Source organism: Dinghuibacter sp. (genome assembly GCF_035492835.1).
Lineage (GTDB): Bacteria > Bacteroidota > Bacteroidia > Chitinophagales > Chitinophagaceae > Dinghuibacter.
On sequence record NZ_DATJIY010000193.1, the window covers coordinates 1 to 18,343 of the forward strand.

The 18,343-nt window shown below is 57.4% G+C and carries 15 protein-coding genes; 8 read left to right on the top strand and 7 right to left on the bottom strand.

Annotated features, from left to right (window positions below):
• A partial coding sequence (locus VL547_RS18345) for a hypothetical protein (protein WP_325580600.1) occupies positions 1-324 on the bottom strand: 324 nt, incomplete at its 3' end.
• Positions 325-523: 199 nt separating this feature from the next.
• On the opposite strand from VL547_RS18345, the gene VL547_RS18350 reads away from it, so the two are divergent.
• The 6 genes from VL547_RS18350 (at position 524) to VL547_RS18375 (ending at position 13,110) form a co-directional block, all read left to right on the top strand.
• Positions 524-4,174: a glycosyl hydrolase family 95 catalytic domain-containing protein gene (locus VL547_RS18350; RefSeq protein WP_325580602.1), complete on the top strand. Its 3,651-nt coding sequence runs from the start codon at positions 524-526 to the stop codon at positions 4,172-4,174.
• On the top strand, positions 4,171-6,369 hold the full coding sequence (locus tag VL547_RS18355; RefSeq protein WP_325580604.1) for a GH92 family glycosyl hydrolase: 2,199 nt from the start codon (positions 4,171-4,173) through the stop codon (positions 6,367-6,369). Before VL547_RS18350 ends, VL547_RS18355 begins: the two co-directional genes overlap by 4 nt.
• A 4-nt stretch (positions 6,370-6,373) precedes the next feature.
• Positions 6,374-8,524, top strand: coding sequence for a glycoside hydrolase family 3 protein (locus VL547_RS18360; protein ID WP_325580606.1), 2,151 nt, complete (start codon positions 6,374-6,376; stop codon positions 8,522-8,524).
• On the top strand, positions 8,521-11,505 hold the full coding sequence (locus VL547_RS18365) for a glycoside hydrolase family 2 protein (protein ID WP_325580608.1): 2,985 nt from the start codon (positions 8,521-8,523) through the stop codon (positions 11,503-11,505). Before VL547_RS18360 ends, VL547_RS18365 begins: the two co-directional genes overlap by 4 nt.
• A 79-nt stretch (positions 11,506-11,584) precedes the next feature.
• Positions 11,585-12,367, top strand: a complete 783-nt coding sequence (locus tag VL547_RS18370) for an ABC transporter ATP-binding protein (protein WP_325580610.1) — start codon at positions 11,585-11,587, stop codon at positions 12,365-12,367.
• The gene (locus VL547_RS18375) at positions 12,364-13,110 is read left to right on the top strand and encodes an ABC transporter permease (protein ID WP_325580612.1); all 747 of its coding nucleotides are present in this window, start codon (positions 12,364-12,366) and stop codon (positions 13,108-13,110) included. Before VL547_RS18370 ends, VL547_RS18375 begins: the two co-directional genes overlap by 4 nt.
• Here the strand turns inward: VL547_RS18375 and VL547_RS18380 are convergent.
• The 5 genes from VL547_RS18380 to VL547_RS18400 form a co-directional block, all read right to left on the bottom strand.
• Positions 13,091-13,546 (bottom strand): response regulator transcription factor, encoded by a 456-nt coding sequence (locus VL547_RS18380; protein WP_325580614.1) that lies wholly within the window; start codon positions 13,544-13,546, stop codon positions 13,091-13,093. The genes VL547_RS18375 and VL547_RS18380 overlap by 20 nt on opposite strands.
• Positions 13,547-13,840: 294 nt before the next feature.
• Complete coding sequence (locus VL547_RS18385; protein WP_325580616.1) at positions 13,841-14,629, bottom strand: LuxR C-terminal-related transcriptional regulator; 789 nt, start codon at positions 14,627-14,629, stop codon at positions 13,841-13,843.
• Complete coding sequence (locus VL547_RS18390) at positions 14,616-15,017, bottom strand: hypothetical protein (RefSeq protein ID WP_325580618.1); 402 nt, start codon at positions 15,015-15,017, stop codon at positions 14,616-14,618. The genes VL547_RS18385 and VL547_RS18390 overlap by 14 nt, the downstream gene beginning before the upstream one ends.
• A 28-nt stretch (positions 15,018-15,045) precedes the next feature.
• A complete protein-coding gene (locus VL547_RS18395; RefSeq protein WP_325580619.1) occupies positions 15,046-15,351 on the bottom strand; it encodes a hypothetical protein in 306 nt (101 codons plus the stop codon).
• A gap of 84 nt (positions 15,352-15,435) precedes the next feature.
• Positions 15,436-15,990 carry an RNA polymerase sigma factor gene (locus VL547_RS18400; protein WP_325580621.1) on the bottom strand — a complete coding sequence of 185 codons (555 nt, stop codon included), beginning with the start codon at positions 15,988-15,990 and terminating at the stop codon, positions 15,436-15,438.
• A 168-nt stretch (positions 15,991-16,158) separates the two neighbouring features.
• Here VL547_RS18400 and VL547_RS18405 point away from each other — a divergent pair, with 168 nt between their 5' ends.
• Positions 16,159-17,094, top strand: coding sequence for a hypothetical protein (locus VL547_RS18405; RefSeq protein ID WP_325580623.1), 936 nt, complete (start codon positions 16,159-16,161; stop codon positions 17,092-17,094).
• 33 nt (positions 17,095-17,127) lie between these two features.
• Here VL547_RS18405 and VL547_RS18410 read toward each other — a convergent pair whose 3' ends face one another.
• Positions 17,128-17,826: an HD domain-containing protein gene (locus VL547_RS18410; protein WP_325580625.1), complete on the bottom strand. Its 699-nt coding sequence runs from the start codon at positions 17,824-17,826 to the stop codon at positions 17,128-17,130.
• A 67-nt stretch (positions 17,827-17,893) separates the two neighbouring features.
• Here VL547_RS18410 and VL547_RS18415 point away from each other — a divergent pair, with 67 nt between their 5' ends.
• Positions 17,894-18,325 (top strand): hypothetical protein, encoded by a 432-nt coding sequence (locus VL547_RS18415; protein WP_325580627.1) that lies wholly within the window; start codon positions 17,894-17,896, stop codon positions 18,323-18,325.
• Positions 18,326-18,343 lie beyond the last annotated feature (18 nt).

An 18,343-nucleotide genomic window follows, 5' to 3' on the forward strand; every position in this document is an offset into this window, starting at 1 on the left:
CTGGTCCCAATTATTAACAAAATCGACGCTGTCGTTCCCGGTGTCCCAGGGTTTGTTTAGCGTTACCTTATCCTTTAGGGTAAAGAGATCGCCATCGATCATTACTTTGGTTTCGTCATCGGTATTGAACCATTTGATGAGGTGAGGGGGGATTTGAATGCTGGTTTGGTTCCCTTCGGTGTTGTTGACGACAACCGAGGGTTGGATCTCGTACGTGTAAAAATAGTCCGTCAGCATTTTTTCCGGAGATGTTGCCGGAACGGTCTTTTTGCTGACGCAGGACTGGAGGAGACAGGCAAGGACTACGATTGCAATCGCTTTCATAGAAGAAAGATAGGGATATGTTGCCATTTATGCCCGCCTACAAGGATTTGGTGCCGCCCAGTTGGGACCTAATGATCCTAAATTACAAGAATACAAAGGCAATTCTATCTAATTTATAAAAATCCCTCCCCGTTAGCCGAATATTAATCCCTCCGTTAGTCTTAAATCCCTTGCTTTGTAGCACTAACGAACCAACCACATGATACGATGCTTGCTGTTGACAGCATTGGCGTTACAAACAGCCGTGAGCCACGCGCAAGGCCCGAGGCCGCAAAACCATGGCCCGAACCAGCAAAACCAGACCGAGAACCTGAAACTCTGGTACGACTCCCCTGCCGGCGCCACGTGGGAGTCCGCCCTCCCCATCGGTAACGGCCGCCTGGCCGCCATGATCTACGGGAACCCCGACGAGGAGACGATCCAATTGAACGAATCGACGGTTTGGAGCGGCGGCCCTAACCGGAACGACAACCCGAACGCCCTGAAGGCGCTACCCGAGGTCCGCCGCCTGATCGCCGAAGGCAAAACCGCGGAAGCCGCCGATCTGGCCGCGAAGAACATCCAGTCGGAACGGATCAACGGTATGGAGTTCCAGCCGGTCGGCAACCTGAAGCTGACTTTCCCCGGCCACGACCACCCCGATGACTACTACCGCGACCTCGACCTGGAAACGGCGACCCAGACGACAAGGTACAAAGTTGGTAATACCACCTACACCAGGACGGTCTTTGCTTCGATCCCCGACCAGGTCATCGTCATCCATCTCACCGCCGACAAGGAAAAGAGCCTGACATTCGCAACAACATTCGAAAGTCCGCAAAAGACAACAAGCACAGCAAAAGAGAACAAGCTCAACCTCGACGGCATCACCGGCGACAAGGAAGGCGTAAAAGGCGCCGTAAAATTCCGGGCGACCGCACAAATCGACGCCAAAGGGGGAAAGGTCGAAACGACAGGCGACAAGATAACCGTAACCAACGCCGACGAGGTCACGATCCTCGTCGAAATCGCCACCAACTTCGTCAACTACCACGACCTCAGCGGCGATCCGGTAGAAAGGACAAACGATTATCTCAAAAAGGCGGAAACAAAATCTTACGAAACCCTATATAAAGACCACGTCCAGGCCTACCAAAAATATTTCAACCGCGTGAGCCTCAAGCTCGGCAACGATCAAAAAAACCTCCAACCCACCGACAGGCAGCTCGCGGGCTTCGACACCGACAACAACCCCCACCTGGCCGAGCTCTACTTCCAGTTCGGTCGCTACCTCCTCATCTCCTCCTCCCAGCCGGGTGGCCAACCCGCCAACCTCCAGGGCATCTGGAACAACAAGATCCACCCGCCCTGGGGCAGCAAGTACACCATCAACATCAACACCGAGATGAACTACTGGCCGAGTGAGGAGGACAACCTTCCGGAAATGCACGAGCCGCTCATCCAGATGGTAAAAGACCTAAGCGTGACCGGCGAAAAAACCGCGAAAGTTATGTATGGCGTAAACGAAGGCTGGGTCGCCCACCATAATACCGACCTCTGGCGGATCACCGGCCCGGTGGACGGCATCTATTCCGCCATGTGGCCGATGGGCGGCGCCTGGCTCTGCGAGGACCTCTGGCGGCACTACCTGTACACGGGGGACAAGGAGTACCTGAAAACAGTCTACCCCGCGCTAAAAGGCGCCGCGGAATTTTATGAAGGCTTCCTTATCGAAGAGCCCACCCACCACTGGCTCGTAGTGAGCCCCAGCATGTCCCCCGAAAACAACCCCAAAAGCACTCCCGGCCACTCCATCGCCGCGGGCACGACGATGGATAACCAGCTCCTGACCGAGCTTTTCACGAACGTAATAGACGCGGCAAAAACACTAAACACAGACGAAGACCTACAGCAAAGACTAAAAACCAAAAGGGAAAAACTTCCCCCGATGCACATCGGCCAATACGGCCAGCTCCAGGAATGGCTTCAGGACCTGGACGATCCGGATGACCACAACCGCCACGTATCCCATCTCTTTGGCGTGTATCCTGGAAATCAAATCGCACCCAAAAGAACACCGCAATTATTCGCAGCCGCAAAACAATCCCTCCTCTTCCGCGGCGACGTCTCTACCGGCTGGTCGATGGGATGGAAGGTCAACCTTTGGGCCCGTTTTCTGGATGGGAACCACGCCTACCAGCTGATCCGGGACCAGCTGACCCCCGTGGGCCGCAACAAGGGTGGGGGAGGCACCTATCCGAACCTGTTCGACGCCCACCCGCCCTTCCAGATCGACGGCAACTTCGGTTGCACCGCAGGCATCACCGAGATGCTGCTCCAGTCCGCCGACGGCGCCATAAGTCTGCTGCCCGCCCTCCCCGACGCGTGGCCCGATGGGAAGGTAACCGGTCTAAAAGCCATCGGCGGGTTCGAGATAAAAGATTTGGAGTGGGAAAACGGGAGCCTTAAAAAAGTAACGATCCTATCGACGCTCGGCGGCAACTGCCGGATAAGGACAAGCGCGCAGCTGAACCTCAGGAAAGCGGAAGGTGGCAACCCCAACCCATTCTTCCAGCTGCCACCCACTAAGGATCCGATCGTCAGCGAAAAAGCGCCACAACTGGCGGCAGCGACCCCGAACGAAACCTACGAATACGACCTGAAAACCGAACCGGGCAAAACATACACCATAGACGTAAAACCGGGAAACGCCCAAAGGAAATTCAACACCTACAAAGGCCTCCTCATGGCCGGCTACCAAGGCTGGTTCAACGCCCCCGACGACGGCGCCGGCCGCGGCTGGAACCACTACCACGCCCGGGGCCCTTTCGAAGACGGCAACTGCAAATTCGACCTATGGCCCGACGTCAGCGAATATGCGAAAACCTACCCTACGCCGTTCAAACACGCCGACAGCAGCACCGCCTACCTGTTCAGCTCCTACGACGCCAGCACCACCGACCTCCATTTCAAATGGATGAAGGACTACGGTATCGATGGCGTTTTTATGCAACGTTTCGTAGGTAGCGTCCGCAACGATCCCAGCCGTCACCACACGAACGTGGTGCTGCAACACGCACTGGAAGCAAGTAACAAATACGGAAGGGCCATCAGTGTCATGTACGACCTCTCCGGCATGAACGACAGCAGCGACATCGACCTCGTCAAAAACGATTTTAAATACCTGAGGGACAGCGTCATAAAAAATGAATCCTACCTCTTCCACAACGGCAAACCGCTGATCGCCGTATGGGGCGCCGGTTTCAATGACCACCGTAAATATGGCGTAGAAGCGGTAGAAAAAATCATCGACTACCTCAAACAACAAGGCTGCGCCATCCTCCTGGGTGTTCCCACCTATTGGAGGGACGCCGGCAGCGACATGGAAAAGGATCCACGATGGCTAGCGCTTTATGCAAAAGCCGACATCATCCAACCCTGGATGGTGGGTCGCTACCACGAGGATACCTATCCCAAATTCAAGGACCGGATAAAGGATGACATCGCCTGGTGCAAAGCCAGACATATAGACTATGTCCCCGTCGTTTTCCCCGGCTTCAGCTGGCATAATATGAACCCCCGTTCGCCGTCGAACCAGATCCCCCGCGACAGCGGCCGGTTCTTCTGGGAGCAGGTGACGGGCGACCTCCAGGCCGGTGCGGACATGCTCTACGTCGCCATGTTCGACGAAATCGACGAGGGTACGGCGATCTTAAAGTTGTCGGAAAACCCGCCCGTCGGCCAGAGCACCTTTGTGCCCCTTGACCCGGGTATTCCGTCGGATTACTATTTGTACCTTGCCGGATATGCCGCTAAAATGCTCAAATACGAAAAACCCTTCGTAACTGAACCCCCAACAGAAAAGAAATGAAAAGACTCACAACCGTAGTCGCGCTTATAACAGCCCTAACGACAAACGCCCAGCAGCACCTCACCCAATACGTCAACCCCCTCATCGGCGCCGGCGGCCACGGCCACGTCTTCGTGGGCGCCAGCGTGCCCTTTGGCGCCGTCCAGGTGGGCCCGCAAAACATCCCCAAGGGCTGGGACTGGTGTTCGGGCTACCACTATTCCGACAGCCTGCTCATCGGTTTTTCCCACCTTCACCTCAGCGGCACCGGTGGCGGCGACCTGGGCGACGTGCTCATCATGCCTTTCACGGGTAAGACGGAGACCAAAAGAGAGCTTTACGGCTCCTATTTCCACAGGAACAGCCAGGAAGTACAACCCGGCTATTACAAAGTCCACCTCGACAAATACGACATCGACGCCGAGCTAACGGCTTCGGCCAGGGTCGGTTTTCACCGGTATCATTATAAGGGACCCGCGAAGGTCCTGATCGACCTCAAAGAAGGCGTCGACGACAAAACCACCGACAGCTACCTCAAAAAGGTCGACGATCACACCATCGAAGGCTGGCGCTTCTCCAGGGGCTGGGCCCGCGACCAGCGCGTCTATTTCGTGATAAAAACCGACCAGCCCATAACCGATATAAAACTCTACAACGACAGCGTCCAACTAACGGGCGACGCCGCCGAAACCGCCGCCGTCAAGGGCATACTGACCTTTAAAAAGAACACCCTTAGCCTCAAGGTCGGCATCTCCCCGGTCAGTATGGAAAACGCGGAGAAAAATATAGCATCAGAAATTCCTGGATGGGACTTCGACAAAACAAAACAAGCCGCGGACAATGCCTGGAACGACGAGCTCAACAAGGTCCGGGTCGAAACCCCGAACAAGGAAGACAAAATCGTCTTCTACACCGCCCTCTACCACACCATGATCGACCCCACCCTGTACAACGACCACAACGGCGACTACCTCGGCACCGACAAAAAGGTCTACAGGAACGCACCTTTCCAGAACTACACCGTCTTTTCGCTCTGGGATACCTACCGCGCCCTCAACCCGCTCTACACGCTCATCCAACCCGAACGCGTAAACGACATCGTGTCTTCGATGCTGGCCATCTTCCAGCAACAGGGCAAGCTCCCCGTGTGGCACCTCGAGGGCTGCGAGACCAATACCATGCCCGGTGTCAGCGGCGTACAGGTCGTGGCCGAAGCCTATACCATGGGTTACCGGGGTTTTGACACCGCCCTGGCCTGGCTCGCGGTGGACAGTACCCTGCACCGTAAGGACTTTGGGCTCAACTACGACCAGCAGGATGAATACATACCGTGCGACAAGGTCCGCGAAGCCGTCGCCAAGGCCCTCGAATACAGTGTGAGTAACGCCAGCGTCGCCCTCATGGCCAAAGACATGGGGCGCACAACAGCGTACGAATATTACCGGAAGAGAAAAGAGAACTATAAGCTCTACTGGGATGCAAGCACCGGCTTCTTCCGCGGTAAAAAAGCCGATGGCTCCTGGAATCCCGTTTTTGACCCCGTCAAATCCTCCCACCCCTGGATCGACGACCTCAGCGAAGGCAACCACTGGCAATACCTCTGGCTCGTACCGGGGGACGTTGAAGGTTTGATGCGCCTCATAGGTGAAAAATCATTTACCAACCGGCTGGACTCGCTCTTTACGATCCAGGCCCCCCCGGACCCGAACGCGCCCCCGGACATCGCGGGTCTGATCGGCCAATATGCGCACGGCGACGAGCCCGGTCACCACACCATCTATCTCTACGCCTATGCCGGCCAGCAATGGAAAGCCGCGGAAAAGGCGCGCTACATCTGCACGAACCTCTACCGCGACAGCGTGGACGGCCTTTCCGGTAACGAAGACTGCGGCCAGATGTCCGCGTGGTACGTCCTGTCGTCGATCGGTTTCTACCCGGTCTTCCCCGCCGGCGGTCAATACGTCCTGGGCAGCCCGCTCTTTAACAAGGCGACCATCAAGGTCAGGGACGGTAAAACATTCACCGTGGAGACGGAGAATAACGGTCCCGGTCACCCGTATATCCAAAGCGTGACCCTCGACGGCCGTCCTTATACGCACGCCTGGCTCACCAACGACGACATAGTAAAAGGCGGTGTCCTAAAAATCACCATGGGCGCTACCCCCAATAAAGCATTCGGCGCGGCCACGACCGATCGCCCGTTTACCGTAAACTAAGCATATGAAAAGAACGATTGCCATAGCCTGCATCATGGCCGCAACACAAGCGACCACCGCACAAACGTACAAAGACCCCACCAAATCCTTCTCCGAGCGCGCCCAAGACCTCGTCTCCCGGATGACCCTCGAAGAAAAGGTCTCCCAGATGATGAACAACTCCCCCGCCATCGACCGCCTGGACATCCCGGCTTATAACTGGTGGAACGAGGGGTTGCATGGCGTGGCGCGCACGAGCAAGCACGCCACCGTTTTTCCCCAGGCCATCGGCAACGCCGCCACCTTCGACGAGCTTAATCTACACAACATGGCCACTATGATCTCGATAGAGGCCCGCGCGCTCCACAATGAATTCGTCCGTGAAGGCAAACGCGGTATCTATGAAGGCCTGACCTTCTGGAGCCCGAACATCAACATCTTCCGCGATCCCCGTTGGGGACGCGGCCAGGAAACCTACGGCGAGGACCCTTACCTCACCGGCCGGATGGGCATGGCGCTGGTAGAGGGTTTCCAGGGGAATGATCCGCACTATCTCCGGATCACCGCCTGCGCCAAGCACTTCGCCGTCCACAGCGGCCCGGAGTCGACCCGCCACACATTCGACGCCAACATAAGCCCGTACGATCTGCGCGACACGTATCTCCCCGCCTTCCGCAACCTGGTGGTCGACGCCCGCGTCGCCTCGGTGATGTGCGCCTACAACGCCCTGGGCGGCCAGCCCTGCTGCGGGAACGACCTCCTCATGACGAACATCCTGTATAACGAGTGGCACTTCAAGGGATACGTCACGTCCGACTGTGGCGCGATCGACGACTTCTACCGCGGCCATAAAACCAGCGCTGACAAAGAGCACGCCTCATCCGACGCCGTCCTCCACGGCACCGACATCGAATGCGGCAGCTCCTACAAATCCCTGGTGGACGCCGTCCACAACGGCCTGCTCCCAGAAAGCAAAATCGACAGCTCGGTCCTCCATCTCCTGGAGATCCGCTTCCGGCTGGGGATGTTCGATCAAACCCCGATGGACACCATTTCGATGGCGCAGGTGGAAAGCCCGGAGCACCAGGCGCAGGCGCTGCTGATGGCGCGGGAATCGATCGTGCTGCTCAAAAACGACCGCCTGCTCCCCTTAAACAGGCAGATCAAAAAGATCGCCGTCGTCGGCCCCAATGCCAACGATAGCACAGTCGTCCTCGGCAACTACAACGGCTTTCCGACCCACACCGTAACCGTCCTCGAGGGTATAAAATCCAAAGTCCCCAACGTCTACTACCAAAAAGGCGTAGACTATGTCAACGGCGACATCGACCCCGATTTGATAAAGAATGTACAGGACGCTGACGTCATCGTCTTTGTCGGCGGTATCTCCCCCCGGCTGGAAGGTGAAGAAATGCCCGTCAAGGTCGAAGGCTTTAGCGGCGGCGACCGTACCTCCATTTCGATCCCCGCCATCCAAACCAAATGTCTCCAGGCCCTCCAGGCTACCGGCAAACCCGTCGTCCTGGTGATGATGACCGGGAGCGCGTTGTCCACCGAGTGGGCATCCCAAAACCTCCCCGCCATCGTCGACGCCTGGTACGGTGGCGAAGCCGCCGGTACCGCGGTCGCCGACGTCCTCTTTGGCGACTACAACCCCGCCGGCCGTCTCCCGGTAACCTTCTACCGCTCCGTCGACGACCTCCCGGCCTTTGACGATTACAGCATGGCGGGTCGCACCTACCGCTATTTCAAGGGCACACCCCTCTATCCCTTTGGATATGGCCTCAGCTACACCACCTTCCAGTACGAGGAGCTGAAGGCCCCGGAAACGCTGGACATACAGTCGCTAAAAGCCCTCAGCATAGCGGTAACCCTGCGCAACACCGGTAGGCTCGCCGGCGACGAAGTCGTCCAACTCTACGTAAAGCATGAAACCGGACCTAAGTGGGCCCTCAAAGGCTTCAACCGCGTCCACGACATCCAGCCCGGGGGCAAGGCGGGTGCCGCCCTATACCTGACCCCGCGCGACCTCGCGCAGGTAGATGAACAAGGACGCATCTGGATAAAACCCGGTCTCATCGACCTCTATGCCGGCGGCGGCCAACCCCTCCCCGGCGCCAAAGTGCTCCATAAACAAATCCGGCTGACCGGTCAACCCATCGAGCTCCCGCAATGAAACATATACTCGCCGTCATCGCCCTGCTGAGCGTAACCGCCATCAGCGCCCAGGTCCATTATACCAAAGCCTTCGCGCCCACCGACGATTACGTCCCCGCCCCCGAACGCCCCTACCGCGACGCCGTCTGTCTGAACGGCTACTGGCGCTTCGCCCCCGCGACACACGAGGCCAGCAGCAACGCGCCTGCCGGCAGCGGCACACCCGATTGGGACCCCACCCCCATCAAGATCCCCTCCCCCTGGAACGTCAACAGCTTCGCCGGCAAAAACGGCGGCGACTTCGTCACCTACCCCAGCTACCCCGCCTCCTGGGATACCGTCCACACCGCGTGGCTGGAGCGCGACCTCCCCTACAAAAAGGAATGGACCGGCAAACGACTGATCCTCCATTTCGAGGCCGTCGCCGGTATCACCGAAGTCTATATCAATGGAAGAAAGGTCGGCGGGAACGCAGACATTTTCCTGCCGTTCGATATCGACATCACGCAAGACGTCAAACCCACCGACCAGAACCGCCTCACCCTAAAAGTCACCGACCCCGCCCTCACCAACCGCCCCGGCCGCTACGGCCGCCGCCTCTACGTCGCGGGCTCCTTCTGGGGCCAGCACATCCGCGGTATCTGGCAGGACGTCTATCTCCTCGTCAAACCACCGGTATACATTACGGGAACTGCCCTCAACCCACAGGTATCAAAAGACACCCTGAGCATATCCGTCACCGTAGCCAACAACACGAACATCCCGCAACTCATCGGTCTGACCGCCCACATACAACCCTGGAACGGCGGCGTACCCAACCCCGAACCCCACTGGACCCTTGGCGTTCCCGTGCTGAACGCCGCCGCGCGCGCAAAAACCGTCGCCGCACACGACAGCACGACCATAACGATAAAGGTCAAAGTAGACAGCAAACTAAAACAATGGTCCCCGGACCAGCCAAACCTCTACGGCCTGGTGGTCGATGCAACGGCCGGGCCCGCAACTGCCGGGTCCGCAACGGCGCCAAAAACCGCAGATGTGAAATACACCCGCTTCGGCTGGCGCGAATTCCACATCGACGGGAAAGACCTCACCCTCAACGGCCACCCCATAAAGCTCCGCGGCGACTCCTGGCACTTCATGGGCATCCCCCAGATGACGCGCCGGTATGCGTGGGCCTGGTACACCGCCATGAAGGACGCGAACCTCAACGCCGTCCGGCTCCACGCCGAGCCCTATCCCTCGTTCTACCTGGACATGGCGGACGAGATGGGTATCTGTGTCCTGGACGAAACCGGTATGTGGGCCAGCGATGGCGGTCCCAAGATCGATTCCAAAGAATACTGGGAGCGCGCCGACGACCATCTCCACCGGCTGATAAACCGCGACCGGAACCACCCGGGCGTTTTTGGCTGGAGCGTTTGCAACGAAAACATACCCGTAGCTGTTAATGTATTCCACGCACCTGACAGCCTGGTCCAGCGCCAGCTCCAGGCCATCGACCACTGGGTCGACATCGCCCGCGCCGACGATCCCAGCCGTGACTGGATTTCCGGTGATGGGGAGACGGGCCGGCCGACGACGCTACCCACGCTCGTGGGTCATTACGGCGGCGAACCCGCGCTAAAACAATGGTCCGCCCAACCCCTGGTATGGGGCGTGGGGGAATCGGGGATGGCCTACTACGGTACCCCCCGGCAGGCCGCGAACTATGCGGGAGACGTTGCCTACGTCTCCCAATACGGCCGTATGGAAGGCGTAGCCGCCGAAGCCACCAACATATTCAACCTCCATCAACAATACGGCGCCACCTACAGCTCGGTCTTCAACCTGGTATGGTATGGGCTACAGCCCCTCGAGCTCGGGCTAAAAGACACGTCGCGCGCGCCAAAGTCAACGGACGGCATCTTTTTCCCACCCTATAAAGAAGGTCAGCCCGGCGTCCAGCCCGAGCGGCTGGGCCCCTACACCACGACGCTCAACCCGGGCTACGACCCGAGCCTGCCGTTGTACCGTCCGTGGCCGCTCTTTGACGCGATAAAAAAAGGCCCACAAAAAATAACACAACCCACTCCCACAGACAAAGCAACAAGAAACGGCACCCATACGATAACGCTGCTCAGCACTGACGACACGCTGAAGAACCTGTTACAGGACCTCGGCGTCACCCTCAGCGATACATCGACCCTTGTCATCATCGACGGCGCCCACCCGGTGAAACTGAACCGACAAGCCGAAAAGGTCCTCATCTGGAACCCACCCGGCAACACCGACCGCGCCGCGACCAGCTTTATCCTGACCCACCCCGACTCACTAACCGAAGGCTTAGAAAACGCCGACTTCTACTTTACAGAGAACACGACCGGTCCTGTAAGTCGTCACGGCCTCGAGCTGAAAAACGGCACGACCCTCGTTACCGACTGTAACACCGATTGGGCGAAATGGAACAACCGCGCCGAATATGAAAAGACCGCGGCCGTCCTTCGCAGCCAGCGCGAAGCCAAACCCCGCGGCGACGTCCTCGTCAAAACCGGCAACACCTATTACCTGATGATGGACCCCATGGTCATGGCCCGTGCAAACGAAAAGACCGTGCAACGGCTACTCGTCAATTTCGGCGCGGCGCTCCGGGACCGAGGGAATGACAGCCCGCTCGACCCCACCGGCCGCCTCAGGGAGGCCATGGTCAACGGCCAGGCAAAACGCGCCTACGGCGGCAGCTTCGACCTCAACCCCAGGATGGACACGGCGCTGACATTCTACCTGTACAGCCCCCGGAGCCTGGTCAACCTGCTCGTCGAGCCCAACATCCCCGTCCTGAAAATAACGGCCAAAGAAATACGCGTCAACGGCAAACCCGCCGACCCCAACGCCCTGCCCCTGGAAAAAGGCTGGAATGCCATCACCATCAAAACAAAAAACCGTACCGAGACCATTTCGCTGACCAGCGACCAACCCGGTTTTATCCAGCAGTGCCAGACAGCCCTAAAGCCCCGGTAGGTCGCAGCATTTTCAAGATTAGTTGACAAGCGGTCCCGGCAAACACGCCGACGCCGTAATTTTCAGGCAAATCAAGCAAATGGATCAACCTCTTGGACCACTCATGCTGGAAGTCGAAGGCCTCAACGTCCGCTATGGCAGCTTCCACGCCGTAAAAGACGTCTCCTTCGACGTCCGCCCGGGCGAGATCTTCGGGATGCTGGGCCCAAACGGCGCCGGCAAAACGAGCACGCTCAGCGCCATCGAAGGCCTCCTGAAACCCACCTCCGGGAACATCCGCGTGGCGGGCTACGACCTCCGTCAGAAGCCCCTCCACGCCAAGGCCGCGATGGGCGTCCAGCTACAAGCCACCAGCTTCCAGGCCGAGCTTACCGTCTCCGAAATCATCCGGCTCTTTGCCGGTATCTATGGCGTACCGATGAGCGCCGACAAGATCGAGCACCTGCTGGAAGAAATAAAACTGGCTGACGCCGCCGGCAAAAAATTCGGCCAGCTCTCCGGCGGTCAGCAACAACGCGTGTCCCTCCTCATCGCCACCATCCACCAGCCCCGGCTGGTGCTCCTGGACGAGCCCACCACCGGTCTGGACCCCCAGTCCCGCCGTCAGTTGTGGGAACGCATCGAAGCCATCCGGGAAAAAGGCTACGGCGTCCTCCTCACCACCCACTCCATGGAAGAAGCCGAAGCCGTCTGCGACCGCGTCGCGATCATCGACCACGGCCAGGTCATGATTACCGACCAACCCCAGAACCTGATCGACCGCTACCGCCAAGACCCCGAAGTCCTGGCCGTCTCCCGCCGCGGCAAAGTCACCCTCGAAGATGTATTTATCGCCCTCACCGGTAAAACCGTACGCGCATGACCTCTATACCTTCTTCCACCAACGTACTGGGCGCTCTTTTCCGCGCCGACATGACTACCCAATGGCGTAACCGCCGCTCCGCTGTCCTCTCCCTGCTCGTGCCGGTGATCATGCTCATTTCCTTCAAAAATTTTGTCAGCGTTGTGGGCGCCGCCTATGTCATGTCCACCAGCATCACCATAGGCATCGCTGCCTCCTGTCTCATGGGTTATACCAACGCCCTTGCCCGCGACCGCGATAAGGGGATATTCCAACGGCTACGCGTAGCGCCCATGCCAACCTGGGCCATCATGATGAGTAGGCTTGGCGTCCAATTGGTAACGATCGTCGTATCCGTGTTGGGAGTATATGTCATCGGTTTTTACATCGACCACATCCAATTAACCCCCGCCGCTTATGGATTCGGGATGTTGGCGGCTCTGATTGCCGCCTCGGCGTACCTGGGTCTGGGACAATTGATCGTCGGCCTCGTCAAAAACCCCGAAACGGTCAACTCGACAACACGTCTTGTTTACCTGTCCCTGATCATCATCGGCCTGTTTGGTGAAAGAGGCGGCCTTGGCGAAGAAATGAAGACGATCACGAAATGGTCCCCCTACGGCACCGTCAAATCCGTCCTCGCCGCCGCGCTGGAACCCGGCGCCTGGACCCACGACAGTACGATTGCGCTGCTCGCCACCCTGGGCTACGCCGTCGTCTTTACCGCCGCCGGCATCCGCAACTTCAGCTGGACGAGCCGTTGAGTAACGGCAGGAGACCCGTCTGACGCGCGGCTTCGATCAGGTCCCTGACCGAAGTCACCCCAAACCGGTGCTGTAGTTCATACAGGTGCGTCTCCACGGTACGCTTCTTACACCCGAGCTTGAACGCGATCTCCTTATGGCTGAACCGCTTCTCCACCAGCTTGAGCACCTGCTTTTGCCGGACGGTCGCGCCGTGCGGGTTGGCGAGCATAACGTCGCGCAACCACTTTTCAGCGGCAGAGATATCCTGGCATAACGCCGCCGGTATACCCGGCATACATACCTCGACCACGGCATTCCCCTGTTGCCAGGTAACATGGTCCGGCGCGACGATGGCCGCCGCCGCGATCCCCCGTATGCCGGAGGCGCTGGCCAGAAAAGCCGCCGCCTCCGGCTCGACAGTATTCCCGTGGGGATTACAGATAACGATGTACATCGTTTTCCCGAGCCGCCGGACGGCCGCAGGCGAACAGCGGTCGGAAACGATCTTTAAAGCAATGGGGAGGGTTATTATTCCGATCGGCTTATACGTTCCGATCCATATGCCAGATGATAATCTGACATAAACTACGTGTGTGGTTTCGAACATGGTATCCGTATTTCAGCGGATAAATCTACGTCTTTAAACGGATGCTCTTCTCTGTATTTATACGTAGTTAACGATAAAACTGATGTATTAACTTCTTTTTTCCCACACGTAGTAGGTTGATCGGAGTGAGAAAGTTGTTCATTACTTTATAAACTTGCTCCTCTTTGCCGCCAGCACCAGGTCCACCGTATTATGGACCCCGAACTTCCTCCGCAGGTTTTCCCGGTGCTTATTCACGGTCGGTTCCAAAATTCCCAGACTCTTTGCGATTTCCCGACTCGTAAGACCGCGGGCTACCAACGGCAGGATGGTCCGTTCGCGGCGCGTAAGCCGTATCTTGGCGATGGCGGCGGGCGTTTCGCTGCGGGCGCAGAGCGCCAGGCATTCCCGGAGGATGCTTTGCTCCTGTGCGTCGCGGGTGGCCTCCAGCGCGAGCCGGAGCGTTTCGGCGATGCCGTCCAGCCGGAGGGGCTTTCCCATGACCAGTATGTCTTTTTGGCGACCCCAGCCTTCTGGGAGATAGGTGGCGCGGAGCTGCACGGGGAGCCATTGTCCCGATGCCGTCGGGAGCCGGTGGATCGGCAGCGTCAGGTCGCCGGAAGAGGGCATATCCATCCAGAAGGGAGAGTCGCCGAACGGCTGACCCAGCAATCCCTGGCGCCCAAGGCCGAGCCAGGTGCAGGCGGCGTCGTTCACTTCGGCGATCCGGCCGCCTCCGTCCAGGATAAACACCATATCCGTGCAGGCGTTTATAACCCGCTCGTAGTAGTCCCTGCTAAGGGTTTTCACACGAATCTCCTCCCCGGTCATGCAAATGACGGACGAGATGATATCGGTGTTATCCGGAACAAGCTGAAGAAGATCGAAGGCTCCCTGGGCCAGGTAAGTGAACTGATCTACGATCTTGTCCAATTCGCTATTGACTTCCATTTCCCATCCCATGTTTTTTTAACCAGGCCTTTGCCTTGCGTTCATCCGAGAAGTAAGCCATAGGGATCGGTGGCTTCCCAAATATTGACATGAAGCGTGCCGTAACGAGATCGATGGGGTTTCTCAGGAGGATGGCGGCGGCAGCGATGCCTTCCGATCCTTCCGGACCGGCAAGGTAATCCCTGGCCGGCTTATCAAATGTAAAACCGGCGTCGTTCCGGATCAGCAGGAGCTGGTTATCCCCCAGCCCCAGGGCTTTCCGGTCACTCACCATTTTCATGGCAGCCTCCAGGTTAATCACCATGGGTTGGCCCTGTAGGCTGGCTACCAAAATCCCATCCTCTCCGATTGTGTATCGGGCGTAGTCTGTAACGTCTTCGTATATCATCTTCAAAAGGTTACGCTGCAACGTATTTTCAGGGCGGGAAGGGTACGGTGTTGACTTCCTGCGGGGGCTCGGGCTCGCCGATGCGGTGCATGAGGTCTTGAAAAACGTCTTTTACGGGCCGGGTACAAGACTCGTAGCGACGCAATTTGGCAAACAAGTTGGTAGGGTCGGACAGCTCGGTATAACAGTTTCGGGCATTGGCATGCGAACACATCCACTCATCTACGGCTGCCGCCCCCGCTTCGTCCTCCCAGTCCAGCATGAGCCGGTCCACCAGGAGGCCCGCCATCAGTTTGGCAGCTTCCTCTTCGTTTTGGATGGCATTTTTTTTCATATAGCTAGGCGCTTATAGGTATAAACGAATGCGGGAAATTTTCGTTGTACGCTGAAAGCGACTATTTTCTGAAGGGAGGAAAAATTATCCTGTACGCAGCATCTTACGTAGGGAGGCCAGGGCCTTGGCCCGGTAGCCCCGGACGCAGCCCTCGGTAATTTGAAGGGTGCGGGCGATTTCAGCGGAGGACTTTTCTTCCAGGTCCATCTTGACGACCTTTCGTTGCTGGGTCGGCAGCCGTTCCAGCGCGGCCGACAACGAATCGATCGTCTTTTCCCGGAGCAGGGCGGTTTTCTGCAGGGCCAATATAGAATCCTCAGGCATTTGGTGGATGTCGGCCCGGTAGGCCAGGTGGAGGTTGAACTTCTTTTGGGTCTTACGCTTACGGATGTTGTCGATACAGGCGTTCTGGGTCATCGTCCGCAGGTAGCTGGCCAGCTTCCGCTCGTTATCGAAGCTCAGGGTAGCCCTCGATTCCCAGACTTTCTGAAATATCTCCAATACGATATCTTTGGCCGAGGGACGGTCACCCAGGTTTTCTTCCGCCTGATACGTCAGTTTCTGGAAGTACTCGTAAAAGATTATTTTCAGCGTCCCCTCCGTTATGCGGATCGGGATATCGTTAGGACCCTTATTCATGCGGGTTAAAAATTGCCTTATAAAATTAGCCATTGCAGGGATATTTCCTACAGGTATATTTTAATACATTTAGTTAATTGATAGGTTATGCATTATTTTAGGCGCTCAATATTTCTCTTCTTGTTGAAAACGGCATCTTTTGTTTGCGGCGCTCAGTCTTTGCCGCAATTGTCTACGCATAAATACGGATTCACGCTCGACCACGGATTCGACGTCCGCACCTGCGATACGCTCCGCGTCCTGCTCAAACCCTACCGCCTGGTCCTTCAGGCCGAAGGCGGTTCGCACGACCTTTCAATATATCTCCGCCTGCCGTTGGTGTGGATACGTTTCCTCCACGAGTCCTTCGGCCTGCAACATTTTTTCTTCGAAGGCGGACACGGCGGCGCCGTTTTGCAGCGACAATACCTACGCACCGGCGACACATCGGTGCTCCATCTGAAATACAAAACCTTCTGGGAAGACCTCCGCGCCTATAACACGGGCATAAGCGCCAACGGCGCAGGCATATCTCCCGGGGGCGGCGTCGACTTCGAACGCCCACGGCAAAGCGTACCCGCACTTCAACTCCTCTGGAAAAAACCACCACCGTTGGTAGCCGACACCTCAACCGGTTGCGATGCCTGGACCGCGCGCGTAAGAGCGCTGCAAAAACAACTACCCGACTTAAAATCCGAACTACCCGACAATTATCAGGACATTTCCGACATAATCAACAACCCCGGCTCCTGCAACGACGCCCTGCGCAACCGTAACTCCCATATGGCTGAAAGGTTGAAAGATTTCGCCGAAAGGGAGGGCGACCCCCTCTACTTCGGCGAATTCGGCGAGGCCCACACCGTCCTCAACGCAAAACAATCCCTCGCCCATCTCATCAACCGCAGCCCCGGCTGGGAAAATAAAGTCTGTACGGTTAACCTTTACTGTTACCAATGCACCGCCGACGAACCCGTGAGCAACTGGCCGCTCAAAGGCATGGAAGCCGATATACAAAAGTATTTCCTGCCGCTGTGCGACACCGATTTCACCCTCTTCGACCTTACCGGCTTCCCGCAGTACGCCGCCTACGGCCAGCTCCTGATCGTTGCAAAGGGCCAGCACTAGACTTCGCCCCGTCGCGCCCGCGCCGAAGGTACGCTAGTCTTCGCCGAGGACCTCCTTCACCAGCTGCTCGCGAAACCCCGCCAGCAACTCCGCCTTCCGTCGCGCCATCTCCCGCCCCGCCTCCGTCTGCATCGTCTCCGGAAGACGCAATAGCTTCAGCGCAAAATGATCCAGGGCGAACCGCGCGTCATCCAGCGGACGCGATAGCCCCAGCGGGTCCTCCTCGTGGAACATCCCGCTCCGCATAAACCCCGCCGTATAAAACGTCCGCGCGATCCCGATCGCGCCCAGCGCCTCCATCCGGTCGGCGTCCTGGAGCACGCGCGCCTCATATGTTTCCGGTGTTATCCCCGCCGAAAAACTATGCGCCTCGATCGCGTGACGGACAAAAGGTATTTTATCCAAGGGGAACATTGGAAACGACGAAGCCAGTAGCGACGCCGTTCGTTCTCCACTCAAAACCGACGCCCTGCTCCGGTCGGGATGATTCTTCGGTACGCTGACGATATCGTGAAAGTAGCTCGCCGCCAGTAATACATACAGGTCGCCGCGGGAACCCTCTGACGCGTCGATACGCTGGCACGTATGCCACACCCGTCTAAAATGCCCGAGATCGTGCGAACCATCGTCACTGTGGATATTATTCCGCAGATATGTTGCAAACGCGTTTTCTAGTGCCTGTATATCCATGAAGCAATGATAAATCTTTTTTAAACCCAAAACCATTGTCATTCGATTGTCGTAGGTTCTAGTGTAGGGAGGTTGCACCTTACGAACTCCTCTGGTAAATACTTCATTTATGAAAAAGAAGACTATTAAAAGGATTTTAATGGGCGCCGGAGGCGTGTGCCTGTTGCTGGTTGCAGTGCTTGGGGTACATATCTACCTGGCGTTGAAACCCAAACCAATTACCCCTGGCCTGCGCGAAATGGCGCGGATCGACGTTCGCCAGCCATTGACCAAAAACGACGCGGCAAGGATCACCGACTGGCTCTACCGCGAAAAAGGCGTCGACCATGTGCTTGTCAACCCGCAAACCCAAAAGGTAGTCTTCACCTATTTCCCTTACCGGAACAGCGCCCAGCAGATCACAAAGGACTTCAAGGCATCCCTGCCCTATGACGCCGACCAGTTCATGCCGACGGAAGACCAGATGTCGGCCGGCGGGTGCCCGGTCGCCGCGGTCAACTTCACGCTGAAGGTGCGGCGCATGCTGAGGCAGATTTTTTAAAACCGAAAACAAATGAAT